Annotated in this window: 19 protein-coding genes; 10 read left to right on the top strand and 9 right to left on the bottom strand. The window is 43.1% G+C overall.

All coding sequences use genetic code 11. The features are described 5' to 3' along the window. Positions 1-608 precede the first annotated feature (608 nt). The 4 genes from dnaA (at position 609) to gyrB (ending at position 6,881) form a co-directional block, all read left to right on the top strand. Positions 609-1,985, top strand: coding sequence for a chromosomal replication initiator protein DnaA (gene dnaA / locus FTU44_RS13200; protein ID WP_005173504.1), 1,377 nt, complete (start codon positions 609-611; stop codon positions 1,983-1,985). 108 nt (positions 1,986-2,093) lie between these two features. Then, entirely contained in the window at positions 2,094-3,242 is a 1,149-nt protein-coding gene (gene dnaN, locus FTU44_RS13205) for a DNA polymerase III subunit beta (protein ID WP_005173508.1), read from the top strand. A 28-nt stretch (positions 3,243-3,270) separates the two neighbouring features. Next, on the top strand, positions 3,271-4,353 hold the full coding sequence (gene recF, locus FTU44_RS13210) for a DNA replication/repair protein RecF (RefSeq protein WP_005173511.1): 1,083 nt from the start codon (positions 3,271-3,273) through the stop codon (positions 4,351-4,353). Positions 4,354-4,409: 56 nt separating this feature from the next. After that, positions 4,410-6,881: a DNA topoisomerase (ATP-hydrolyzing) subunit B gene (gene gyrB / locus FTU44_RS13215; RefSeq protein WP_100329864.1), complete on the top strand. Its 2,472-nt coding sequence runs from the start codon at positions 4,410-4,412 to the stop codon at positions 6,879-6,881. A 1,174-nt stretch (positions 6,882-8,055) separates the two neighbouring features. On the opposite strand, the gene FTU44_RS13220 is transcribed toward gyrB, so the two are convergent. Then, positions 8,056-9,219 (bottom strand): zinc-dependent alcohol dehydrogenase, encoded by a 1,164-nt coding sequence (locus tag FTU44_RS13220; RefSeq protein WP_180051064.1) that lies wholly within the window; start codon positions 9,217-9,219, stop codon positions 8,056-8,058. Between the two features lie 342 nt (positions 9,220-9,561). Continuing rightward, a complete protein-coding gene (locus FTU44_RS13225) occupies positions 9,562-11,493 on the bottom strand; it encodes an ATP-binding cassette domain-containing protein (RefSeq protein ID WP_180051067.1) in 1,932 nt (643 codons plus the stop codon). A 217-nt stretch (positions 11,494-11,710) separates the two neighbouring features. Between FTU44_RS13225 and FTU44_RS13230 the strand changes: the two genes are divergently transcribed. The 4 genes from FTU44_RS13230 (at position 11,711) to erpA (ending at position 15,636) form a co-directional block, all read left to right on the top strand. Continuing rightward, positions 11,711-12,715, top strand: coding sequence for a putative solute-binding protein (locus tag FTU44_RS13230; protein ID WP_100535514.1), 1,005 nt, complete (start codon positions 11,711-11,713; stop codon positions 12,713-12,715). Positions 12,716-12,968: 253 nt separating this feature from the next. Further along, positions 12,969-13,979: a putative solute-binding protein gene (locus FTU44_RS13235; RefSeq protein ID WP_100329867.1), complete on the top strand. Its 1,011-nt coding sequence runs from the start codon at positions 12,969-12,971 to the stop codon at positions 13,977-13,979. A gap of 192 nt (positions 13,980-14,171) precedes the next feature. Continuing rightward, positions 14,172-15,179 carry a putative solute-binding protein gene (locus FTU44_RS13240; RefSeq protein ID WP_257226506.1) on the top strand — a complete coding sequence of 336 codons (1,008 nt, stop codon included), beginning with the start codon at positions 14,172-14,174 and terminating at the stop codon, positions 15,177-15,179. 121 nt (positions 15,180-15,300) lie between these two features. After that, entirely contained in the window at positions 15,301-15,636 is a 336-nt protein-coding gene (gene erpA / locus FTU44_RS13245; RefSeq protein WP_004281944.1) for an iron-sulfur cluster insertion protein ErpA, read from the top strand. Between the two features lie 55 nt (positions 15,637-15,691). Here the strand turns inward: erpA and FTU44_RS13250 are convergent, their stop codons facing one another. From FTU44_RS13250 to FTU44_RS13275, 6 genes are all read right to left on the bottom strand, one after another. Further along, positions 15,692-16,069 (bottom strand): hypothetical protein, encoded by a 378-nt coding sequence (locus tag FTU44_RS13250; RefSeq protein ID WP_167381287.1) that lies wholly within the window; start codon positions 16,067-16,069, stop codon positions 15,692-15,694. A gap of 105 nt (positions 16,070-16,174) precedes the next feature. After that, positions 16,175-17,083 carry a matrixin family metalloprotease gene (locus FTU44_RS13255; protein WP_100329869.1) on the bottom strand — a complete coding sequence of 303 codons (909 nt, stop codon included), beginning with the start codon at positions 17,081-17,083 and terminating at the stop codon, positions 16,175-16,177. Between the two features lie 60 nt (positions 17,084-17,143). Continuing rightward, positions 17,144-17,983, bottom strand: coding sequence for an OXA-134 family carbapenem-hydrolyzing class D beta-lactamase (blaOXA, locus tag FTU44_RS13260; protein WP_180051070.1), 840 nt, complete (start codon positions 17,981-17,983; stop codon positions 17,144-17,146). A gap of 147 nt (positions 17,984-18,130) precedes the next feature. Further along, complete coding sequence (gene dnaK, locus FTU44_RS13265) at positions 18,131-20,071, bottom strand: molecular chaperone DnaK (RefSeq protein WP_180051073.1); 1,941 nt, start codon at positions 20,069-20,071, stop codon at positions 18,131-18,133. A 155-nt stretch (positions 20,072-20,226) separates the two neighbouring features. Next, complete coding sequence (gene grpE, locus FTU44_RS13270; protein WP_005173545.1) at positions 20,227-20,775, bottom strand: nucleotide exchange factor GrpE; 549 nt, start codon at positions 20,773-20,775, stop codon at positions 20,227-20,229. 852 nt (positions 20,776-21,627) lie between these two features. After that, the gene (locus FTU44_RS13275) at positions 21,628-22,137 is read right to left on the bottom strand and encodes a hypothetical protein (RefSeq protein ID WP_180051076.1); all 510 of its coding nucleotides are present in this window, start codon (positions 22,135-22,137) and stop codon (positions 21,628-21,630) included. A 218-nt stretch (positions 22,138-22,355) separates the two neighbouring features. Between FTU44_RS13275 and FTU44_RS13280 the strand changes: the two genes are divergently transcribed. Beyond that, positions 22,356-23,426: an alpha/beta hydrolase gene (locus FTU44_RS13280; RefSeq protein ID WP_180051079.1), complete on the top strand. Its 1,071-nt coding sequence runs from the start codon at positions 22,356-22,358 to the stop codon at positions 23,424-23,426. 71 nt (positions 23,427-23,497) lie between these two features. On the opposite strand, the gene FTU44_RS13285 is transcribed toward FTU44_RS13280, so the two are convergent. Then, on the bottom strand, positions 23,498-24,172 hold the full coding sequence (locus FTU44_RS13285) for an acetoacetate decarboxylase family protein (protein WP_100535518.1): 675 nt from the start codon (positions 24,170-24,172) through the stop codon (positions 23,498-23,500). Between the two features lie 103 nt (positions 24,173-24,275). Between FTU44_RS13285 and FTU44_RS13290 the strand changes: the two genes are divergently transcribed. Next, positions 24,276-24,848 carry a peptidylprolyl isomerase gene (locus FTU44_RS13290; RefSeq protein ID WP_180051082.1) on the top strand — a complete coding sequence of 191 codons (573 nt, stop codon included), beginning with the start codon at positions 24,276-24,278 and terminating at the stop codon, positions 24,846-24,848. The last annotated feature ends 401 nt before the right edge of the window (positions 24,849-25,249 follow it).

Consider the following 25,249-nt stretch of genomic DNA (forward strand, 5'->3'; position numbering starts at 1 on the left):
TTGCTTGAGCTGTCAATGCAAAAGCACTTTTCTTTTGAAATAAGCTTAAAAAAGATTTTTATACGAGTTTTCAAAAAAACTGTTGCTAAAATGACTAAATTATACTTAACCACAGATTAAATTATTGTTATACATAGATATATAACTTATAAACAACTCTATCAACAAAGTTATCCACAATCCATCCAGGGTTTTAAAAGCAAGATTCTGTTTTTGAATTTAAATTCGTAGTCTCTCGATTTATCCACAGAAAACTCAAAGCTTATAAATAAATTCAAATTTATAAATTTAAGTTTATTATTATTAGGGAGCACTTTTTCTATGGATAAGCCACTTTTTATTTAACTAAACATACACTTATGTTGTGGATAAAACTGTTTCTAATAATTTTATACTTTGTGGATAACTTTGTGCTATATTTTATCCACAGCTTGCGGATAAACTTATCCACACCGGGTTTTAAATTTAAATTTATGCACGATGATGGCTTTTTGCACAGTTTCTGTGGAAATGATCATGACAGATGTGGATAACTTGGTTAGAATGGCGACCCGCTTTTGGTCGCGGTCATCTTTTTGAATGAACAATGGAATGAATAGGGGATTCACATGCTTTGGACGGACTGCTTAAATCGCCTGCGACAAGAGCTCTCTGGAAATGTCTTTACAATGTGGATTCGCCCATTGGTTGCAGAAGAGCTGGAAGATAGCTTGCGTTTGTATGCACCTAATCCTTACTGGACGCGTTACATTCAAGAGCATCATCTGGAACTGATTACGATTCTGGCCGAACAGCTGTCTGAAGGACGGGTACGCAAGGTCGAAATTTTGGTCGATTCACGTCCTGGTGCGATTTTATCGGCCAGTGAACAGCCAGCGACCACCACCGCGGCGTTGAGTTCAACCCCAATGCCGGTACAAAAACCGAAAAAAGAAAAAGAAGATACGGTTAAAAATAGCCGTAGACGTCAGCTCAATCCGTTATTTACTTTCTCGCTGTTTGTCGAAGGCCGTTCTAACCAGATGGCAGCAGAAACCTGTCGCAAGGTACTGACCCAACTCGGTGCTTCACAGCATAATCCCTTATTTTTATATGGGCCGACCGGTCTGGGTAAAACTCACTTGATGCAGGCCGTGGGCAATGCACTGTTGCAGGCCAAGCCGAATGCACGGGTGATGTACATGACCGCGGAAAGCTTTGTACAAGATTTTGTTAGTTCTTTGCAGCAAGGCAAAGTGGAAGAATTTAAGAAAAACTGCCGTTCTCTGGATTTGTTACTGGTCGATGACATCCATTTACTGGCCGGTAAAGAAGCCAGCCTGGTAGAATTTTTCTACACCTTTAACGCACTTTTAGATGAATCTAAGCAGATTATTCTGACCTCGGACCGCTATCCAAAAGAACTGACTGAACTGGATCCACGTTTAGTTTCACGGTTTTCCTGGGGCTTGTCGGTCGGGGTTGAACCACCGGATATTGAAACCCGGATTGAAATTTTATTAAGAAAAGCCGAAAGCAATCAGGTGGATTTACCGCGTAACTGTGCCCTGTTTATTGCGCAGCAGGTGGTGGCCAACGTGCGTGAACTAGAAGGTGCGCTAAACAAAGTGGTGGCAATTTCACGTTTTAAAGGCACACCGATTGATCTGGATGTGGTGCGTGAATCCTTAAAAGATGTGCTGGCGATTCGTGCCCGCACCATCAGTACTGAAAATATTCAGCGTGTGGTCAGTGAATATTTCCGTATTCCCTTAAAAGAGATTGTCGGACCGAAACGCACCCGAATTTATGCCCGTCCACGTCAGCTGGCGATGGGTCTGGCACGTGAACTGACCGGCGACAGTTTTCCAGAAATTGGCATGGCTTTTGGTGGTCGTGATCACAGTACCGTGATGCATGCCTGCGAGAAAGTGCAGAGCCTGCGTGAGGAAGATCCAATCTTTAACGAAGACTATAAAAACCTGCAACGTCTGTTGCAAAGTTGACCTAAATCGCTCAAATTCTATTCTTGCTATGCGGCTGCTTTTGCCGCATAGTAAACCGTTAAAAATTCACTTTTTCTATATTAATCTTCAGCTTTAGAGGAATGCACCGTGCGTTTAAAAATCGCGAAAGAAAGCTTACTGAATGTTCTCTCACATGTCGTAGGAGCGGTTGAACGTCGCCATACCTTAAATATTTTATCTAACCTGAAAATTCAGGTGACTGCCCAGGCATTAACGGTGACCGGTTCCGACCTTGAGGTTGAACTGGTGGCCAGTACCGCACTGGCTGAAGGTGCATGTTTGCAGGCCGGGGAAACCACAGTTCCGGCGCGTAAGCTGATTGATATCTGTAAGTCACTTCCTTCAGCGGCATTGGTGGATTTGCATATTACTGAAGATCAGCGCTGCATTCTCAAATCAGGTAACAGCCGTTTTGTGCTGGGTACCTTGCCTGCTGATGATTATCCATTACTGAATACTGAAAACACCCAAGGTACGCAAGTAACTGTTACCCAGCGTGAGCTGAAGCGTTTATTCGAGAAAACTGCCTTTGCGATGGCGGTGCAGGATGTGCGTTTTTACCTGACCGGTACTTTGCTGGAAATTGATGCCAATCAGCTGCGTGCTGTGACCACCGATGGCCACCGTCTGGCGCTTTGTGAAACTGCGGCTCAATCTACTGCGACCCAGCCGATTCAAGCGATTGTGCCACGTAAAGCCGTGGCGGAATTACAGCGTCTGCTCAGTGTTGAAGATGAGCAGTTATCTTTGCTGATTGGTCGTGAACTGCTGAATGTGACCATCAATATGCCAAGCCGTGACAAGGAACAGGCCGATATTACCGTGCGTTTCACCACCAAACTGATTGATGGTAAATTCCCGGATTATCGTCGTGTGATTCCACGTGGCGGTGACAAAATCGTGATGATTGCGCATGATGTGTTCAAGCAGTCTTTGCAGCGTGTCGCGATTTTAAGTAATGAAAAACTCCGTGGCGTGTTCCTGAATTTTAATGCCGATTCCCTGCAACTTCGCGCCAATAACCCGGAACAGGATGAGGCGATTGAAGACTTAGCCATTCAATATGCCGACTCACCGCTGGAGATGTCGTTTAATGCGCAGTACTTGATTGAGGTGCTGGGTGTGCTGGATGGTGATGATGTCTCCATGACCATGACTGAAGCCAATCAGTCTGTGTTAGTACAAGACCCGGCACATACCGATCAAACTTATGTCGTCATGCCGATGCGTGTTTAAGTCGCGGCTATTGATACTCGTATAAGACATGCATATTACGCGTTTACATATTGAGCGTGTACGGAATTTAAAGACGGTTGCTCTCCACAGATTGCAGCCGTTTAATGTTTTTTATGGCCAAAATGGTTCAGGTAAAACCTCGATTTTAGAGGCGATTCATTTGCTAGCTGCCGGTCGTTCTTTCCGTACCCATATCCCGAAAAATTATATTCAGCATGGCGCACAAGACGCGATTGTGTTTGCACAGTCCGCGACCGAAAAAATCGGCATGCAAAAAATGGCCAGCGGGGAACAGCTGATTAAGGTCAATGGTGATCTGGTGGCAACGCAGGGCCAACTCGCCAAGCTATTGCCTTTGCAGCTGATTGACCCACAAAGTACCGATATTATTGATCATGGTGCCAAGCCACGACGTCAACTTTTAGACTGGTTAATGTTCCACGTGGAACCTGAGTTTTATCATGCCTGGCAATATTATTCGCGTGCCTTGAAGCAGCGCAATAGTTTGCTCAAAAGCAAACGTTTCTTGAGTCTGTCCGATCTGGAGCCTTGGAACCAGATGCTGAGTGAGTATGGTGAACTTCTGCATTCGCAACGTGCGGGTATCGTGGAACAGTGGAAGTCCTTTTTTGAAGATGATCTAAAGCAGCTATTGCCTGATCTGCAGATCAGTCTGGAATACAGTCCGGGGTTTCATAGTGAAACCGGCCTGCTGAATGATCTGACCAATCAGCATGCAAAAGATCTGGAAAGACGTTATACAGAATACGGTCCACATCGCGCAGATTTGCGTCTGAAAACCCCTCTGGGGGATGCTGATGTGATTCTGTCACGCGGGCAAAAAAAGCTGCTGATGATGGCGTTAAAACTGTCGCAAATCGCAATGCTGCATTCTTGTAATAAGGAAACTGTGGTATTATTAGATGATGTGACAGCAGAATTAGATTTAACCGCACAACAACGTTTAATTGAGCGATTGAGCCAACTTGGTAGTCAAGTTTTTATTACCACCTTAGACCATGAATCAGTACAAAAGCACTTACATGATTTGTCTATCTCATATCAGTTATTCAATGTTGAAAACGGTACAGTTCAGGTTGTTGTGCAATAGTATTTTTTTAGTTTTACCCATCTTGGGATAGACCTATTTTTCACTAGGGAGAAACCATGAGTTCAGAAGATCAAGCTGCTTCTCAAACAGAACAAACCATTGAAAAGGCTTATGATTCCTCTAGCATCAAGGTATTACGTGGTTTAGACGCAGTACGTAAGCGTCCGGGCATGTACATTGGTGACACAGACGATGGTACAGGCTTGCACCACATGGTGTTCGAAGTAGTCGATAACTCGATTGATGAAGCCTTGGCAGGCCACTGTGATGAAATTATAGTGACTATTCATGAAGATGAATCGGTTTCAGTTTCTGACAACGGTCGTGGTATTCCAACCGATATTCACCCTGAAGAAGGCGTGTCTGCGGCAGAGGTGATTTTGACCATTCTGCATGCCGGCGGTAAGTTTGATGACAACAGTTACAAGGTCTCAGGCGGTTTGCATGGCGTAGGTGTGTCTGTGGTCAACGCACTCTCTGAAAAACTACTGTTGAACATCAGTCGTGCAGGTAAAACCTATGAACAGGAATACCGTCATGGTGATCCTGTTTATAAATTACGTGAAACAGGGACAACCGAAACGTCAGGTACCACTGTACGTTTTTACCCAAGTGCTGAAACTTTTAGCCAAACCATATTCAATGTCGATATTCTGGCGCGTCGTTTGCGTGAACTATCGTTTCTGAACGCAGGTGTACGCATTGTACTTCGCGATGAGCGCGTCAACCTTGAAAATATCTATGACTATGAAGGTGGTTTATCTGAGTTCGTTAAATACATTAACGAAGGCAAAACGCATCTGAACGATATTTTCCATTTCACTACTGCACAGCTCGACACCGGCATTACGGTAGAAGTGGCATTACAGTGGAATGATTCTTATCAGGAAAACGTACGCTGCTTTACCAATAACATCCCGCAAAAGGATGGTGGTACACATTTGGCTGGTTTCCGTGCTGCACTGACCCGTGGTTTAAATAACTACATGGACAGCGAAAATATCCTGAAAAAGGAAAAAGTTGCAGTCTCGGGTGATGATGCGCGTGAAGGTTTAACCGCGATCGTCTCGGTGAAAGTGCCTGATCCGAAATTCTCTTCGCAGACCAAAGAAAAACTGGTGTCGAGTGAAGTGAAAACTGCGGTTGAGCAGGCCATGAACAAGGCATTTTCTGAATATCTTTTAGAAAATCCACAAGCAGCGAAATCGATTGCCGGCAAAATTATTGATGCCGCACGTGCCCGTGATGCAGCGCGTAAAGCCCGTGAAATGACTCGTCGCAAGAGCGCACTGGATATTGCCGGTCTTCCAGGTAAGCTGGCCGATTGTCAGGAAAAAGATCCAGCCTTGTCTGAATTGTATCTGGTCGAGGGTGATTCTGCCGGTGGATCTGCGAAGCAAGGCCGTAACCGTAAAATGCAGGCGATTTTACCGCTGAAAGGTAAGATTCTGAACGTAGAGCGTGCGCGTTTCGACCGGATGATTTCCTCTGCGGAAGTCGGCACACTGATTACTGCACTTGGCTGTGGTATTGGTCGTGAAGAATATAACCCGGACAAACTGCGCTATCATAAAATCATTATCATGACCGATGCTGACGTCGATGGTTCGCACATTCGTACGCTGCTGTTGACCTTCTTCTTCCGTCAGATGCCGGAACTGGTCGAGCGTGGTCATATCTATATCGCCCAGCCACCACTCTACAAGCTGAAAAAAGGCAAGCAGGAACAGTACATCAAAGATAACGATGCACTGGAAACTTACCTGATTTCCAATGCCATTGACGAGCTAGAACTGCATATCAGTGCTGAAGCACCTGCGATTCGTGGTGAAGCACTGGCAAGGGTGATTGCCGATTATCAAACCTCACAGAAGAGCTTGGCCCGTTTAACCCAGCGTTATCCGGCGAGCTTGCTCGATGCTTTGCTGTCGCTGGACGCCTTTAAACTCGATCAGCTTGAAGATAAAAGTTATGTTGAAACTTGGGGTGAAAATCTGCGTGCAGCGATTGAAGCCATTCAGCCGACGCTACGTCCAGAATTAACGCTGGAATCTTTTGAGAAAGAACTGGCAGATGGTCAGAAAACTCAAAGCTGGTTACCAAGAATCACCATCTATGTGCATAACCTGCCACATAGTTATCTATTAGACTCTGTGCTTTTAGGTTCAAGTGAATATGCACGTTTATTAAAGAATTCGAAGAGCTGGTTCAGCCTGCTTGAAGAGGGTGCTTATTTGCAAAAAGGTGATCGTAAGATTAACGTGAACAATTTTCATCAGGTTTGGCAGCATATTCTGTCTGACTCGCGTCGCGGCATGATGATCCAGCGTTATAAAGGTCTGGGTGAGATGAATGCGGAACAGTTGTGGGAAACCACCATGGATCCGGATAATCGTAACATGCTGCAAGTGACAGTCACCGATGCGATTGAAGCAGACCGCATGTTCTCTTGTCTGATGGGCGATGATGTGGAACCACGTCGTGCCTTCATTGAAGAAAATGCCTTGAATGCAGACATTGATACCTGATTAAGATGATTTTAAAAAGCGCCTTTCGAGGCGCTTTTTTGATGCAAAATTTATGCGAATATCATCTGAATTTTTTTGGAGGAATTCCAATCTAGAGCGTGCTTTTCTGCCAAATGATCAGTTAATTTTAGCTATAAAAAAGTCGAATTAAGCGGTGGCTAATCGACCTAAAAAGAATTATCCATAAGTAAGCAACATAAAGACAAGTATGAGATCTGGATGAATGCAATTTATCATGGTGAGAGGGAGTAATTGTGCCACTATAAATATGAAGATTTTAGCAGGGTTTAAAGGATAACTATCGATACTAGGATCAATTGTACATGTGCTGCAAAATAGCGTGTAGAAGCCATTGAAGCCAAAGTTGGTGTATGAAAAATACCCGTAGCGAAGGCCGAATTGAAGAGTGGAGAGCGATAGAGCTGGAAAATAATAAATACAAAATGATAAAGCTGGTTTTTTTAAATTCTATTATTTGAATGGCTTATTAAAATATCCTGCCGTATCTCAAATAATATGTGAATAGGATTATTTTAAGGTCTGCTCTAAATATGATCAAATATGTGGATAACTACAAAGTTATCCCTAATTAGTTATGTGAATAAGATTGTATTTATCCACAAACCAACTCCCTCTCTAGTTAATTTCTGGTTTTAAATTTAAAATATTTGGCTTGTGGACAAGTGCTTTTGAATTTAAAATGGCGTTTTGAATTTAAAGTGCTATTTAGAGTTATATTTCCTCTGTTATACAACCCTGCAAAATCAATAGCTACTCGTCAGCATGCTTGAGCAGCTATTTTTATTGAAAACTATAAATACTTTTAAAATTAATTACTTATATATCTATTGTAGTTTTATTTAATAATGAGCGTGAAACATATTTTGATTGAAAAATAGAGGGTGTAGTTAAACTACATAATTAATTTAACAATCAAGTGAATTTTAATTTTTTAATTTAAAATCATCGTGTTATTGTTTTTATTCCTTCTTGAGGTTTATATTTTCTGGCTGAGTGCTAAATCTCATTGTGACAATCATGCTATGCATGATGTTTAGAAAAAACAGAAAAGGACATCAAAGTTTTGTGAATTGAAAATAGAAAAAATACAATTCATCAAATGCGGTAAAAAACAAAAAAAGCGCCTGACGGCGCTTTCTTATTGCTTAAATTTTTATGGTGTCAGGATAATCTTGCGGCAGTCTTCTTCACGTTTATCGAAAATGCGATAACCTTCAGTAGCATCTTCTAGTTTCATGCGATGGGTAATAATCAGGTCTGGCGAAAGATCACCATTTTCAATATGTTCCAGTAATTGTGGCAGGAACTTGTGCACATGGGTTTGTCCCATTTTAAAGGTCAGGCCTTTATCGAAGGCATCACCAAACAGGAAACCATGAATTGGACCGGCATAAACCCCCGGCACACTGACCACACCGCCACGGCGCACCGCCGCAATACATTGTCTTAGCGCAGAACCACTCGAACCTTCCAGTTTTAGATTGGTCATTACCGTTTCCAGCATACTCCCTTTGGCCTCAAAACCCACCGCATCAATCACCGCATCGACACCACGATAACCTGCCGTATTTTGAATGATGAATTCGGCTGCATCCACGTCATCAAAATTGACCGGAATCGCCCCATAAGTTTGATGAGCAAAACGCAAGCGATAAGGATGGTGATCGACCATAAAGATCTGTTCGGCACCAAGCATGCGTGCGCAGGCCGCAGCCAGCAGACCGACCGGCCCAGCTCCATAAATGGCGACACTGGAACCTCGGCCAATCTGGGCATTGGTCACAGCTTGCCAGGCTGTGGGTAAAATATCGGTCAGAAACAATACTTTTTCATCAGGCAGGGAACCGGGAACCTTAAACGGTCCGACATTGCCTTTGGGAATCCGCACATATTCGGCCTGACCGCCTGGTACACCGCCATACAGATGGCTATAACCAAACAGGGCGGCACCTGGTGGAATCTGTTTTTTATTGATAATCGCACCACGTCCGCTATTGGTATTTTCACAGGCAGCCATCAGCTCGTGTTCACAGAAAAAACAGTGGCCACATGCAATCACAAAGGGAATAATCACCCGATCGCCTTTTTTTACTGAAGTGACTTCAGGACCGACTTCTTCGACCACCCCCATAAATTCATGACCGAAAATATCACCCTGTTCGGTTGCGGGAATTTTCCCACGATAAAGATGCAGGTCTGAGCCACAGATAGCAGTAGCCGTTACTCTGAGAATGACATCATCTGCTTCCTGAATGACTGGATCAGGAACAGATTCAACTCGTACATCGCGAGTACCGTGATAAGTAAGAGCACGCATGCGGATTTCCTCTCTCTAGTTCAACATTAAACAGACTCGAATCAAGGCTGCCAAAAATTAAAAAACACTTGTATTAGAGCCTTAGGATGCAAGCTGACGCTGTAAATTAATGTATGAAAAAAGCCACTCCACTGTTTAAAAAATAAACTTATATGGCACTTGCGTAATTCACGACAAAATGTGTCGAGTTTTGAAGAAGAGATGCAGCACTTAAGAATAGCGAGGAACTACACGAAGATGAAAAGCAGGAGGAAAATATTAAAAATGGGTGGTTTTAATAAAAAAAAGAGATGAATAACGCTTGTTACTCATCTCTCAGATAATGGGGGTGTTGAAATAGTGTTAGAAGGACTGCTCCAGACTTTCCAGTTCCATCATCAGTTCCAGCATCTGTTCTTCGGCTGTTTCCAGTTTGGCTTTCAGCTCGGTTTGCTCATTCATCAGTTTGAGCAAATCATTTTTACGTGAGGCATCATATAAAGCACTATCTCCGAGCAAGCTTTCAATTTCAGCCAGTCGTGGTTGCAGCTTTGAAATCTGTGTTTCACATTTTTCGATATTTTTACGAATCGGGCGGCTCAGTTCCCGCTGGCGTGCCGCTTCCTTACGCTGTGCTTCTTTGTCCAGTTTGGAAATGGTTGCTTTGACTTCAACCTGAGATTTCACCGGCTCGGCTGGCTTTTGTCCATTTTTGATCATCTCAATGCGGGCTTGGCGTAACCAGTCGGCATAAGCGGTCAGATCACCGTCAAATTCACGGCATTGACCATTATGTACCAGCAGCAATTCATCACAGACACTGGCAATCAGCTGGCGTTCATGCGACACCAGCACCACAGCACCTTCAAAATCCTGCAAGGCCATGGTTAATGCATGACGCATATCCAAGTCTAAATGGTTGGTCGGTTCATCCAGAATCAACACGTTTGGACGCTGCCAGACAATCAATGCCAAAGCCAGACGGGCACGTTCACCGCCTGAGAAACTTTCACTTGGCGTATCCATGCGTTCGCCGCTAAAACCAAAACTGCCCAGGAAAGAACGTAAGCTGGCTTCACTGATTTTTTTATCGGCAATACGGGCCAGCTGTAACATCGGGCTGGCATTGCCATCCAGTGCATCCATTTGGTGTTGGGCAAAGTAGCCAATATTGAGCAGTTCCGAGTCTTTGCGCAGACCCTGAAGCAATTTTAAATCACCGACCAGCGATTTAATTAGGGTAGATTTACCGGCACCATTCATCCCGAGCAAACCAATCCGGCTGCTTGGCGTGATCTGTAAATTGACATTGGTGACAATCAGCTTGTCACCATAACCAATATCGGCATGTTCCAGTTGCAATAAAGGCGAACTCATTTTGGTCGGTTCACGGAAACTGAAGGTAAATGGTGTATCAACATGGGCAGCAGACAGTTCCTGCATACGCTCCAGCTGTTTGATCCGGCTCTGTGCCTGCTTGGCTTTGGTGGCTTGCGCTTTAAAACGGTCAATATATTTTTGCAGATGTGCGCGGGTTTCCAGCTGCTTTTCATAAGCCTGTTGCTGCTGCGCCAGACGTTCACTGCGGGTACGCTCGAAGGTCGAGTAGTTACCGGTATATAAAATCAGTTCCTGATTTTCAATATGTAAAATATGGTCGGTAATCGCATCGAGAAAATCCCGGTCATGCGAAATCAGCACCAGCGTACCTTCATAGGCTTTCAGCCAGTCTTCGAGCCAGAGAATGGCATCCAGGTCTAAATGGTTGGTCGGTTCATCAAGAAGGAGTAAATCGGAACGGCTCATCAGGGTACGCGCCAGATTCAGGCGCATGCGCCAGCCACCAGAAAAACTTGAAACATCCAGTTGGGATTGATGTTCAAAAAAGCCCAGACCGGCCATCAGTTGCGAAGCTTTGGCCGGCGCAGAATAACCTGAAATTTCATCAAAACGGCCATATAAATGCGCCAGTTCTGCATCATCCAGTTGATCTGGCTGCTCCAGTTTCTGCTGAATATCCCAGTATTCTTCATCGCCGGACAAGACGAAATCAATGGCTTTCATATTCAGCGCTTTGATTTCCTGTGCCATATGCGCCACGGTCCATACCGCAGGACGGGTCAACGAACCGGTGTCTGACTCCATGCCGCCGAGCAAAGCTGAAAACAGGGTCGATTTCCCGGCACCATTGACACCGGTTAGGCCAATTTTCCATCCTGGGTGTAACTGCATCGACGCTTTTTGAAATAAAACACGTCCACCGCGACGTATAGATAACTGGTCTAACTGAATCATTGAGAAATCAAAGCTAAGAAATAAGATGCGCCTATTCTAAAGGAAAGCCTTGTGAAAATGAAAAATCTTGCGACTTTTACTGAAATGAGCCAGCTTTTAAATACTGTGAATTTATATATTATGGACGCATAAGTTGAGTATAAGCTCTATTTTCAGCATTAACAGTTGTTTATAGTAGAAGCTGATCGAGCAAAAAATACGATAGAGTAAAATAAAAATGAAAAAGGGATTTTTAGTTTTATCTGCACTGGGTCTACTGGCATCGACTTCAAGTCATGCCAAAGTAAATGTCTGTGTTTTTGATTTGCTGGGCAAGTCTGGCGAATCTTTTAAATTAATGGAGGAATGGGCTTTAGCTGCAAAAGCTTGGAATACTGATGTTCAATTGACTGCCTATCAGGACGAAGCCAAAGTGGATCAGGATGCCAAGGCCGGAAAATGCGATGGCTTCTATATGACCTCCATGCGGGCCCGTGCCTATAACAAATTCGCCGGTTCCATTGATGCGATTGGTGGTGTGCCAAATAATGACATTGCCATGAAAGCCATCAGTTATGTACTGGACAAACGCAACAGCAAGCGCCTGATCACCCAGATTGGCAAAGAAAAATTTGAAGTGGCTGGGATCGGGCAGATTGGCCCGGCTTATATTTTTGTCCGTGATCGCGAGCTGAATAAACTGGAACAGGTAAAAGGCAAGAAATTTGCCGTGCTGCATTATGACTATGCCCAGAAAATTATGGTCAATCGGATTGAAGCCGTGCCGGTAATGTCGGAAATTTCCAATTTTATCCGTAAATTTAATCAGGGCGAAGTCGATATTGTGGCTGCACCGGCTTATGCCTTTAAACCGCTTGAATTAGAAAAAGGTCTGGGCAATAAAGGCGCCATGATTAATTTTCCAGTAATCAATGTCACTGCCGACCTGATCATCCGGCAGGATAAATTTCCTGACTCTTTCGCAGTACAATCCAGAGACTGGTTTGTGAAACAGTTGCCGCGCAGTTTTGCCATGGTGAAACGTATGGAAGCGGAAATTCCCAATAAATATAAGCTGAACTTAAGCCGTGAAGATCGCATTGCCTATCAGAAGATTCTACGCGAAGGCCGCATCGATTTAACCCGGCAGGGGATTTATGATCCCGGCATGATGACGGTATTGAAGCGTGCCCGCTGTACCGTCGAAAGAACCAATTTTGAGTGTTCAATTAGTGGCGAATAAAATTCAAATGATGTATATCTTTGTAACTCTCACGGATTAAATGTAATGATACGAAACTTCTATTAAATATTAAGAAATTGATATTTAAAAATATTTTATAAAATAATATTTAGAACATACGCTGATTTATCTTTATAGGCCAAAACACGGGTTTTAAATGGAGTAAATGCTCTATTTTTTTTAATTAAACTTGCTTAATATTTGTTCCGTGTACGGCCACTCAGCGAATAACAAGATTCCAAAGGATAATACAATGAAAAAAGCACTCTTATCATTGGCTGCACTTTCTACATTTGGTTTTGCCAATGCAGTGCATGCAGAAAAAGTCGATATCTGCGTGTTTGACTTACTGGGTAAATCGGGTGAGTCTTTCCAGATGGCGCAAGAATGGGCACTGGCTGCAAAAGGCTGGGGCGCAGAAATCAATCTGATTGCCCGCCAGGATGAAGCTGTTGCCGACAATGATTTTAAAGCCGGAAAATGTGATGGTGTATTTATGACTGCCATGCGCGCCCGTCAATACAATAAATTTGCCGGTTCTATCGATGCACTGGGCGGTGCACCGAGCAATGCAATTGCACAGCGTGCCATTAGTTTTGCGCTGGACAAACGCAATGCCAGCAAAATGGTGACTAATCTGGGTGGTAAAAAATACGAAATTGCCGGGATTGCACCACTTGGTTCGGCGTTCATCTTTGTCCGTGACAAAAATATTAACTCGATCGAAAAAGCCGCAGGTAAAAAATTCGCGGTATTGGGCTATGACGATGCCCAGAAAATTATGGTGCAGCGTGTTGGTGCACAGGCCGTGATTTCCGATGTATCCAATTTTGTGGCCAAATTTAACAATGGTCAGGTGGATATGGTGGGGGCACCAGCCTATGCTTATAAACCGCTAGAGATTTATAAAGGCCTTAGCAATAACGGCGCGATGTTTAATTTCCCGGTGCTGCATGTGACGTCCGATTTTGTCATTCGCCCGGAAAAATTCCCGGCAGGTTTTGGGCAAAAATCGCGTGACTGGTTTATCAAAAACCTGCCAAAAAGTATGGCCATGATCGGCCGTCTGGAAGCCGGAATTCCGTCGAAATATAAAATGAATCTGAGCGTGGAAGATAGAACCAAGTATCAGAAAATGTTACGTGATGGCCGTATGGACATGACCAAACGCGGAATCTATGATGCTGGCATGATGTCAGTGTTAAAACGCGCGCGCTGTTCTGTCGACAAAGCCAATTTTGAGTGTTCACTTCCGGGTGAGTAATTTGATTTTTAAAGAAAAAGCTTAGCTGAGTCTAAGCTTTTTTTGTGGTTGAACTGAGGCAGATCAGCCATTGTACAGCTGATTAAATAGCTTAAGCTTGATCTAAAGATTGATTTCTTATGATTAATATAAAAACAATTAGATGCGGCTGAAATCGCAATAACAAAAACAAGGTATAAGGACATTAGGATGATGCAAAGAAGATGGAAAATACTGGCATTGGCCGCAGCGACATTTACTGTTTCAGGTCTGGTACAGGCCAAACAGGTGATGTGCGTATTTGATCTGGTGGGCAAAAATGGCGATGTGCATAGCGTCATGAAAGATTATCAGCTGGCAGCGAAAAACTGGGGCGCTGATATCGAGCTTAGAGTGAATACCAATGAAGCCGTGGTTGCAGAAGATTTTAAAGCCGGAAAATGTGACGGGATTAGTGTTACTGGAATGCGCGGGCGTCAGTTCAACAGTTTTACCGGCTCGCTGGATGCTATCGGGGCGATTCCAGATCTGAATCTGGCCGTTAAAGTGATGCAGGGTCTGGCGAGTCCGACTTTTGCCAAACATATGCTCAATGGCAAATATGAAGTGGTGGGGGTGATTCCTGTCGGTGATGCTTTTCTGTTGGTCAATGACCGTAGTATTAATACCGTGGCCAAAGCCGCAGGTAAAAAAATTGCGGTACTCGACTATGATGAAGCACAAAAAATCATGGTGCAGCAGGTTGGTGCTCAAGCCGTTAGTGCCGATGTCACCAACTTTGGCGCCAAGTTTAACAATGGTCAGGTTGATATCATTGGCGCACCCGCTGCGGTATTTAAACCCCTAGAATTACACAAAGGCTTAGGTACAAAAGGTGCGATTGTGAATTATCCGGTGTTGCAAGTGACCGGTAATATCATTATCCGTCCCGATAAATTCCCGGCGGGTTATGGTCAAAAATCACGTGAATGGGTGAAAAGCCAGTTGCCGCGCGCTTTTGGTATTCTGGGCAAAATGAAAGCCGATATTCCTGCAAAATACTGGATGGATATTCCGGCTGCAGATAAACCGGGCTATCAGAAAATGATGCGCGATTCCAGAATCGACCTGACCAAACGCGGCGTATATGATAAGCGCATGATGAAACTGCTGTGGCAATTCCGTTGTAAACAGAACCCGCAAAACTTCGAATGTGCCTTACAGGATGAGAACTACAAATAATCCTGATAAAATTACTCTGATTTGACTTTTAATCTGTAGAGACTGACCATATATTGAGTGTGTTATACTTCGATATGGTCTTTTCTTTTTAAAGACATTCCATTCAACAGAGGAATCCGCCATGAATGCCCAAGCGCTTGTGCTCACCGACAATGCCGCAAATAAAGTACGCCAGTTGCGTGACAGTGAAGGTAACCAAGACTTAATGCTCCGTGTGTATGTTACCGGTGGCGGCTGTTCAGGTTTCTCTTATGGCTTTAACTTTGCCGAAAGTCAGAATGAAGATGATGCAGAATTTGCCAACGGCGATGTGAAAGTACTGGTCGATTCACTCAGCTATCAATATCTGGTCGGTTCAGTTGTAGATTATTTGGAAGGTCTGGAAGGTTCACGCTTTGTGGTGCAAAACCCGAATGCGACCACCACTTGTGGTTGTGGATCTTCATTCTCGATCTAAACACGTAGAATAAAAAAGTCCTCTTGATGAGGACTTTTTTATATCTGAAGAAAACTTAATTTTCCAGTTTTACCGCTTCCAAGAGGTCAAAAATTACTGATGTGACATCCTGACTCAGCTCACGATTATTAAAAATCTCATAAGCGCTAATGGTAATATCGGTATCACTTGGCAACAGGCGCTGCTCTTCTTCGATCAGGTCATTGATCGGCAAGAGGGTCTGTTTGATTTCCAGATGTAAAATATCTTTATATTCCAGATTCTCATCGTCCAGTTCAATCAGCTGTTCATTGAAATAAGGCAATAAAATCGCATGAAGATGTGGCTGAATATCCTCAATATCAAAGATCTCGATATCACGCGTTTCATCAATCGTACTAATGTGGTCATTTACTTCAATTAAAATATGGTAGTAACTCACATGAATCTCCAAAGATGGCCTGAACAATGTAGCCGTTCACAATAACATGAAATCCGAATAGAGTGTTTTTTATAACACTTATACACTTAAATTAATTAAGGAATTCAGGCTGATTACTTAACGGTGATACAGCAAAGTCTTGTCGGCAGGTCGCAACTGAAAGTGTTGTAAATTCTGTTTTCCCAGTACCGGATACATCAGCGCCTCTGGATCATCATGATGATACAGGCCCAAAGCATGCCCCAGTTCATGAGCCAGTGTCAGACGCAGATCATCTTCTGCATCAAACTGATATACATGAATCTGATGACCCATAAATACCCCTTTATGAAATTCACGGGCAGGAAAACGTTGCTGGGCCTGAATGATATTCTGTTGATGATTTTCAAGACTATGTTGATGCAGCGAAACATTCAGGTTAAAAGAACTTTGCTGTCGCTGAAGATACTCGGCTTCCCGTTTAAAATTTTCCGATTTGCGCTGTAAAGCCTGAAACTCATATTCTAATTGTTCGTGCTCATAGGCAGATAAATTTGGCTGATGCCGTCGTTGCTGTAGCTTCTGAAATTCATAATTAATCTGATCTCTTTGCTGGATCAAGCGTTGTTGTTGACTTTCCAGATGTTGATAAGATGCTTCCAGATTTTTGACCTGACGTTGATACTGGGCATCATCTGCCAGCAACTGTTTTTCGACTTTCTTTAAGGCATTATATTCCTGTTGCCGTTGATCATAGATCAGATGAATACTCAGCTGGGCATTTTCATCATAGAGCAGCAGATCATCGCGATGGGTGCCCTGATGCCAGATCTCGACGGCTTCTTTGCTCAGTTGAATCACTTGCTCTTTACTCAGCCCAAAGCCTGCATCTACCTGATCGACCTTAAACCGTAAACGTGTGTCAAAAGGATGACTGAGCCGGTCTGCAAGCGAGTTGTAGCGCAGTTGTGGATGAGCTTTGGTCTGCATATGCATAGAGGCAGACAGGATTAACCCAACGATGACCAGACAAAATAGAAGGCGCATATTGCTATTGAGATGCTTATTTTTAAAAAATATAGCTTAATTTTAAGGCATTTCCCATGCTTATTTGCCTTCCTGCTCAGCTTTTGGATAAAGCCCTAATTCGGCCAAAGCCTGCTGCAAAATTTCAAGGCGGATCGCCGGATTCATACCATTTTGCATTTGCATATTCAGTGAAAATGCCACGATTTCAGCCTGCGGTGTTTCAACCCAGCCGGTGAGCCAGCCGACTTGCGGTTCCACATCCATGCCCCAACCAGATTTGGCATATAGTCGATAAGCTTGCAGCTCCTGTAAAAGTAACATAGCTTTGACTTGCTGCTGGACTTGTGGATCAAAGGCCAGTTGCTCTCGGGCTAGAGCCGAGACAAATTCGACCTCCTGTTTTGGAGTGATTTTCAAAGGGCCTACCAACCAGAAGTTATCAACCTGCTGCCCAATCTGCTGATTGCCGAATTGAATACGTCTCACTTCCTGTTGCATCAATTCAAGGCCAATGCGACGTGCCAATTCCTGATACACGGGTACAGCAGAAGCTTGCATGGCTTCGCCTAAAGTCATGTCTTTTTCCCAGACTGCAAAACTGCGTTTCTTGCCATCCCATTTAAAAATTTCATTGGTTGTGGCTTTGCCATGTTGCAGTCCAATCAGGGCATTGAGCATTTTGAAAGTAGAGGCGGGAACATATTCGGTATCTGCACGGCCTAAATCATTACCATAGACCTGTATCTGTTGATCACGCTGAATCACTAAAATGCCAGAGCTTTCCGCCTGATCAAATAATTGGGCAATGGCTTGGGTAGATTGAGTCGAAGTGCTTTGAGATGGGGGAGATGAAACGGGCAGGTTACACGCCGTCAGGCCCAAGCAACTAAGTAAAGGCAGCAAAATCAGAATTTTCATCGGTTCAGTGTATTTTAATGTTTGATTTAACTTACACAGCTTTTTCTGCAAATACGATCAAATTTAGGTAATTTTTATTTTATTCCTTCAAATTGAGACATAAAAAAAACCGCGCTTTCGCGCGGTTTTTTCAGTTAAAGCGACAAATTATTTTTTGTCATCTTTTACTTCAGTGAACTCAGCATCTACAACGCCGTCGTCCGCTTTTTGAGATTGACCTTCGCCACCTTGGAATGCATTCGGGTCAAAACCTTGCGCACCGCCTTGGCCTTGCGCTGCTTCATATGCACGTTGTGTAATTGGCATGATGATGTTTTGCAGTGCTTCAGTTTTCGCTTTGATGTCTTCAACGTCATTTTCTTTAGTTGCAGCTTCAAGCTCAGAAACCGCAGTTTCGATTGCAGTTTTTTCGTCTGCAGTCACTTGCTCGCCAAGATCTTTCACTGCTTTTTGTGAAGAAGCAACTAAAGCATCCGCTTCGTTACGAGCTTTTGCAAGCTCTTCAAATTTGCGGTCTTCTTCAGCATTCGCTTCAGCATCTTTGATCATTGCTTCGATTTCAGCATCAGACAAACCTGAGTTTGCTTTAATCTGGATCGATTGCTCTTTACCAGTGCTCTTATCTTTTGCAGATACTTTCAAAATACCATCAGCGTTGATATCGAAAGACACTTCAATTTGTGGCACACCACGTGGAGCAGGTGGAATGTCGCCTAACTGGAAGTTACCCAACAGTTTGTTTTGCTGCGCCATTTTACGTTCACCTTGGTAAACCGAAATGTCTACAGCAGGCTGGTTGTCCGCAGCAGTTGAGAACACTTGAGATTTCTTCGCAGGAATCGTGGTGTTTTTCTCGATGATTGCAGTCAACACGCCGCCCATGGTTTCAATACCAAGCGTCAGCGGAGTTACATCAAGTAGAAGTACGTCAGTTTTGTCACCTGAAAGTACCGCACCTTGAATCGCAGCACCCATTGCGACTGCTTCGTCAGGGTTTACATCTTTACGTGGCTCTTTACCGAAAAATTCTTGAACCTTCTGTTGAACCATTGGCATACGAGACTGACCACCCACAAGGATTACGTCAGAGATGTCAGAAGTCGAAAGACCTGCATCTTTAAGTGCAATCTTACATGGCTCAATGGTACGCGCAACCAAGTCAGCAACCAAACCTTCAAGTTTCGCACGTGTTACGTTGATCACCAAGTGTTTAGGACCAGTCGCATCAGCAGTGATGTATGGCAGGTTGATTTCAGTTGCATTCGAAGAAGAAAGCTCGATCTTCGCTTTTTCAGCAGCTTCTTTTAAACGTTGCAGCGCAAGCGGATCTTGTTTCAAGTTGAAGTTTTGTTCTTTCTTGAACTCTTCAACCAGGAATTCGATCAATGCGTTATCGAAGTCTTCACCACCCAGGAATGTATCACCGTTAGTAGACAATACTTCGATTTGCTGGTCGCCATCAAGATCCGCAATTTCAATGATTGAAACGTCGAATGTACCACCACCCAAGTCATAAACCGCGATTTTACGGTCGCCTTCTTTCTTGTCCATACCGAACGCAAGTGCAGCAGCCGTTGGTTCGTTGATGATACGTTTCACTTCTAAACCTGCAATTTTACCTGCATCTTTCGTTGCTTGACGCTGGGCATCGTTGAAGTAAGCAGGAACGGTAATGACCGCTTCAGTTACTGTTTCACCCAGGTAATCTTCCGCTGTTTTCTTCATCTTTTTCAAGATTTCAGCAGAGATTTGCTGTGGTGCAAGTTTCTTGTCGTTGACATCAACCCAAGCATCACCGTTGTCAGCTTTGATGATTTTGTACGGTACCAGACCGATATCTTTTTGTACCGCTTGGTCTTCATAACGACGACCGATCAAACGTTTGATCGCGAACAAGGTATTTTTCGGATTCGTTACCGCTTGACGCTTTGCCGATTGACCTACCAGAATTTCGCCATCTTTATAGGCAATAATTGATGGCGTTGTACGCGCGCCTTCAGCGTTTTCGATTACTTTAACTTTGTCGCCTTCAAGTACTGCAACACATGAGTTTGTAGTACCTAAGTCAATACCAATGATTTTAGCCATTTGGATGTTTCCTCAAAAATTTTTTTATTCCCAAACTTTTCCCTTTATCAAAGGGAAATTAAAAGGGATTTACTTGTTATCCGATATGAGAGCCGTTCGATTTTTTTCAAGTAAAATTGTTGAAAAAATTTCACAAACTCCCGAATTTATTTGGCTTAAGCGCCAACCATGACCATCGCCGGACGCAACAGGCGATTATTCAGCGTGTAGCCTTTTTGCAAAACAGTGCCAATTTCATTGGCTTTGGCATTTGGATCAATCCCAACTGCCTGATGCAGATCAGCATTAAAGCCGTTACTGGTGTCTACCACCACGACTCCAAATTTCTCTAAGGTATTCAATAAAGATTTAAGTGTCAGTTCAACGCCTTCCAGCAGTGGAGTTTTCTCTTCACCTGCGGCAACAATGGCGCGCTCGAGATTGTCGACGGTTTCTAAAAGTTCTTTAGAGAACTTTTCTAAAACGGTATCTTTATGCTTTTCAGATTCACGCTGAATACGTTCCACACTTTTTTGTGCTTCGTAGACTGCATTGGCCGTACGTGCTTTTTCTAACTTTAAGTCACCTTCAAGCTGCGCAATCTGCTCTTGTAAAGACTCAACGGAAACTTCTGCCTGCTCGGTTTCAGCTTGAGTTTGCGCTGTATCTTGTTCCGCTTGCTCTTGCTCAAATTTTTGAGCTTGCTCGTTTTGCTCAGTCGCCATTGATTTACTCCGTTTAAATGGGTTCTTAAACATGTACAGTCCTCAGGCCTCAGTATTCACTGCGTTAATGCTGAACTGCCATGGTTGAAGTTCTTGATTACCTAAAGAAATCGGGGCAGGGTGTAAAAATTCAAGCGTCAGTCAAGATTAAATTTAAGATTTATACAAAATTCTGAATAAAACAGCGAGCAGATGGCAGGCTTTTACCGCGATATAGGCGGAGATAAATTGAAGTAAATGATCAAGGAGTCATCTGATCATTGTTGTATACGTCGCTGAATAGACAGTCTGAGCTTTAAAATAAAACATGAATTATTTGAAAATAAATATAAAAAATTGATAATCGTATTTTTAAATAAATTTAATAATTTTAATCTGTTTTAAATATTAGTAAAAAAATTGCATGATACTGACATAGACAGCGACCTTGTTCAGAGGAGAGAGCCGAACTCGGTTGCTGTTGCCTTATTTCAAGTTACTTTTTTCAAGCTGAGTTCCCCCAAGACTTGGCTTTTTTTTGCCTGATTATTTATTAGACATAAAAGCGATTAATATCTAAGCAATAAAGTATTTCTCAATAGATGAACTTTTGATTAATATTTATTCCAGATTCTATCGCTGTAGTTTCTTCTTATTTTGAAATGTGTTTTCGTGGCTTATCTTTTTCTCTAAGATAGGCCTTTTTTTTGCTAAAATTGAGCATTCTTGATCTGATCAAGATAAAAATGATGGCTTGGCGGCTTAGTCCGGCCTTCATGCAAAAATACTGCTTTTATCCAATCAGCTTGAGATAAAATTTTCCATTAAAAAAGCCTGCTACAGGCTTTTTTAACAAAGAGTGAAATCAAAGTATTAATCACGGCGATCGCGTGGACGCTGTTGTTGCTGTTGACGTCGATTATCGCTCCAGCGTGGGTTAGATGAACGGTTTTGCTGGGCTTTTTTGGCACGTTGATCGGTGATCCGTTTACGATCCTGCTCCAGGCGGCGTTTATTACGCTCTGTTTCAGCCTGTTTTTGCCGTTGGCTCATCATGTTTTTACGCTGCTGTTCCTGGCGTTGTCGTTCCAGCTGGCTTTTACGTCGGTCCTGTTCTAACTGTCTTTTACGGTCCTGTTCCCAGTTACGACGCTGCACTTCCTGTTTACGTCGATCCAGTTCAATACTTTTACGTTGCTGTTCATATTCCCAGCGTTGCCGATCATAACGACGCTGTTGCTCATAACGACGGTCCTGTTCATAGCGGCGATCAGAACGCTGATCATAACGGCCATCGTAGTAGCCACCATCTTCAGGGAAAGCAACACAGCCTACAGCCAAAAATGCAGTCGCCAGAGACAGAGCTATAATTTTGCCAGCCATAGGCATTCTCCCAACTTGAAATAAAAAATATACTGAAGCTCGCAAAACTACGTCAAAAATACCATTTAAACGGTCAATGACATCTTTTATAAATCAGGTTATAACGTATTGGATAAAACTATATGTACTTAGATATTAAGACTTATATAAGAATATGGTCACTGAAACGCTAATCGTGTAGAAACTATGAAGAATTAAGAGAATAAGGACTAAAAATAATGACTGTGAATCATCCAGTACTGAAAAGTGTCATGGAGAAAGGGCAAGGCACAGCAGCGCGTATGCTGGATCGCTTACCTGGTATTGCACAAGACGCATTGGTTAAGGCTTTGGACTATCCTCATCACTATCCTGATTTAGACCCCATGGTCAAATGCCTGATGGCGATTCAGCTTAAACAGGGGCATGGCAGCTTTCTGAGTGAAGATGTCGCACAGGCACGGGTGGCGTTTGATGCGCGCATGAAAACAATTCAGGCCAGACCGACTGTTGTGAAAATGGTAGAAGAGCTGCGTCTGCCTTTGCAAAGTGGCAGCATCTTTGCCCGGCATTATCATCCTGCACCGCAAAAGAAGTTGCCTATGGTGATTTTTTATCATGGCGGTGCATTTATGGTGGGTGGTCTGGACAGCCATGATGAGTTCTGTCGCCTTCTGGCAGTGCATGCCAAAGTACAGGTGCTGAGTGTGGCTTATCCGCTGACACCGGAATTTAGTCCCTTGCAGATGGTACAGGTCTGTGAAGATGCCCTCGCCTGGGCACATCAGCATAGTAAACAGCTGAAAGTGTATAAAAACCGGATTGCGGTGGCGGGAGACAGTGCAGGTGGAAATCTGGCAGCAGTGGTGGCGCAGCGTAGTGCAGGCAAATCTTATGCAGCACGTGCCCAGCTCTTGCTTTATCCGGCGGTTGATTTTAAAAGCCGCCATCCCTCTTTTTATGCTTATAAAGACGGCTTGGTATTGTCAGATCAGGATATTGATCTGGTGACCTTGATGTATGCCCAAACCCACCAGATTGAACTGGATGATCCATTGGTTTCTCCCACCTATGGTCAATTGAAAAACTTGCCGCCTGCTTATGTGATTACCGCACAACATGATGTTTTGCATGATGAAGGTTCTATTTATGCACATAAATTACGTCAAAATGGGGTAAGTGTTTCTTATCATGACTATATCGATCAGGCCCATGGTTTTATCAATTTAACCCCGATTTCCCGCCGTGCTAAAAAATATGTAATCGAGATCAGCAAGGATTTTCGCAAATTTTGGGATAAACATAGTTAAATCCAAAACGTGCATACAAAAAGGTGTTTCTCATGGAAATGCCTTTTTTATACCTGGCTTGATATAAGTTGTTATGGCTTGGTCGCAATCTTTGCTTCAGGGAAGATCAGATTAAACTTGGGGACATAAAAGCTCTGTAGCAACTTGGCTTTAGAAAAATCTGGAAATATATTATTGATATTTTGCCATTCCACTTGGGACAGCTTGGAAAGATGGCCACGGAATTGTGGGCTGAACTGAAAACGCTGGCCTTTCCAGGCTTGCTGAATTTTGAGCATAGAGGCTGGAATATGATGACTATTAATATAGAACTTGCGCGCAGATTTGGTTTTTTTGAGTCGAATCGTCATACGCTGGTTTTGATGCTGAATATGACACAATATTTCCTGATTTTTTTCCTGCCATTCAAATTCTGCATGTTCTTTGGGAATACCCCATAAATGCTGGCCGTGTATGACAGATTCATGAGTAGACACATAAATTTTAGGAATCGAGCTGAGGCGTCGTTTACTAATTAAAGGATGATCCAGAATCAGTAACTCATCATAAGGACCAATGGGTGAAGAATGATAACGCACCAATAACACTTGTACCACGCGACCCAGTGGGGAGGGGGCAATACGGAACTGCTTGGCTTGCTGAATAAAGCCGGGTGTTAGCCAGTAATTCAAAATAAAACCTTCGCCCTGTAAATGCCAAGGCGGAAACTGGTGGATATTTTGCTCCTGTAATAATGCATGGCTCATTCTTATTCTCTTGTCTTTAGTCGGCAGGCAACTGCATTATGAGTTATAAAAGATTAATATACAGTCATTCACAACCATTACTTCTAAGTAGATGAGTTAAAAAATGTTAAAGAAATCATTATATGCGATCGCCCTTACTGCCATCAGTCTGCCAGGTTTTGCTGCCAATACCCTTATTGAGATGAAAACTTCATCGGGAAATATTGAAATTGAGCTCTTTAATGATCAAGCCCCGATCTCGGCAAAAAACTTTGAAAACTATGTAAAGAGCAACTTCTATAAGGACACTATCTTTCACCGGGTCATTCCCGGCTTTATGGTGCAGGGTGGGGGCTTTGATAGCAACATGCAGGAAAAGGCCAATACCCAAGCTCCAATTAAAAATGAATCATCGAATGGTCTGCAAAATAAACGCGGTACTTTAGCGATGGCGCGTACCAATCAGCCGGATTCTGCACGAGCACAATTCTTTATAAATCTGGTCGATAACGATTTTCTGGATCGTTCTGCCCGAAATGCAGGCTATGCGGTCTTCGGTAAGGTCACTAAAGGTATGGATATTGTCGATCAGATTGCCAAAGTACCGACTCGAAACTATGGAATGCATCAAAATGTGCCGGTGAAGCCTGTAAAGATCAACAGTGTGAACATTAAAGCGCCAGTTGTGAAAAACTAGGTACAGAATAAAACAGAAATATTTAATTCATATTTCTGTTTTAAAAATATGTAGTTATGTGATGTTTTGTATAAATACGAACCAAATTGGTGCATAAAAATAAAACAGTCGTGATTCCTGTGAGTTAAAAGCGCTTGCACCTGTAGGAAATTGCCCTATAATGAGCCCATACCGACGAGATAGACGGAAACGAACGAAGCAAATTGCTGAGTTGTTAAGTATATCGAAGTCCAGCTTCTGGCACTGACGAGGTGTTAGAAAGATCATTAAGAGATTATGAAGAACAACTTGTGTGGATTTTTACTGGTTGATCGATCGAAATTATTTTCATTGATTGATGGTAGAAATGACTCGAAGTTTATTTGAGAAATATTTGTCAGAAAATTGATGAGCCAAGATTG

It is taken from the genome of Acinetobacter sp. YH12105 (assembly GCF_013419095.1).
Lineage (GTDB): Bacteria > Pseudomonadota > Gammaproteobacteria > Pseudomonadales > Moraxellaceae > Acinetobacter > Acinetobacter pseudolwoffii.

Coding starts and splice junctions, on each gene's coding strand:
- dnaA (WP_005173504.1), top strand. CDS start 609: ATGCTTTGGACGGACTGCTTAAATCGCCTGCGACAAGAGCTCTCTGGA.
- recF (WP_005173511.1), top strand. CDS start 3,271: ATGCATATTACGCGTTTACATATTGAGCGTGTACGGAATTTAAAGACG.
- gyrB (WP_100329864.1), top strand. CDS start 4,410: ATGAGTTCAGAAGATCAAGCTGCTTCTCAAACAGAACAAACCATTGAA.
- FTU44_RS13220 (WP_180051064.1), bottom strand. CDS start 9,219: ATGCGTGCTCTTACTTATCACGGTACTCGCGATGTACGAGTTGAATCT.
- FTU44_RS13225 (WP_180051067.1), bottom strand. CDS start 11,493: ATGATTCAGTTAGACCAGTTATCTATACGTCGCGGTGGACGTGTTTTA.
- FTU44_RS13230 (WP_100535514.1), top strand. CDS start 11,711: ATGAAAAAGGGATTTTTAGTTTTATCTGCACTGGGTCTACTGGCATCG.
- FTU44_RS13235 (WP_100329867.1), top strand. CDS start 12,969: ATGAAAAAAGCACTCTTATCATTGGCTGCACTTTCTACATTTGGTTTT.
- FTU44_RS13240 (WP_257226506.1), top strand. CDS start 14,172: ATGCAAAGAAGATGGAAAATACTGGCATTGGCCGCAGCGACATTTACT.
- erpA (WP_004281944.1), top strand. CDS start 15,301: ATGAATGCCCAAGCGCTTGTGCTCACCGACAATGCCGCAAATAAAGTA.
- FTU44_RS13255 (WP_100329869.1), bottom strand. CDS start 17,083: ATGCGCCTTCTATTTTGTCTGGTCATCGTTGGGTTAATCCTGTCTGCC.
- blaOXA (WP_180051070.1), bottom strand. CDS start 17,983: ATGAAAATTCTGATTTTGCTGCCTTTACTTAGTTGCTTGGGCCTGACG.
- dnaK (WP_180051073.1), bottom strand. CDS start 20,071: ATGGCTAAAATCATTGGTATTGACTTAGGTACTACAAACTCATGTGTT.
- grpE (WP_005173545.1), bottom strand. CDS start 20,775: ATGGCGACTGAGCAAAACGAGCAAGCTCAAAAATTTGAGCAAGAGCAA.
- FTU44_RS13275 (WP_180051076.1), bottom strand. CDS start 22,137: ATGGCTGGCAAAATTATAGCTCTGTCTCTGGCGACTGCATTTTTGGCT.
- FTU44_RS13280 (WP_180051079.1), top strand. CDS start 22,356: ATGACTGTGAATCATCCAGTACTGAAAAGTGTCATGGAGAAAGGGCAA.
- FTU44_RS13285 (WP_100535518.1), bottom strand. CDS start 24,172: ATGAGCCATGCATTATTACAGGAGCAAAATATCCACCAGTTTCCGCCT.
- FTU44_RS13290 (WP_180051082.1), top strand. CDS start 24,276: ATGTTAAAGAAATCATTATATGCGATCGCCCTTACTGCCATCAGTCTG.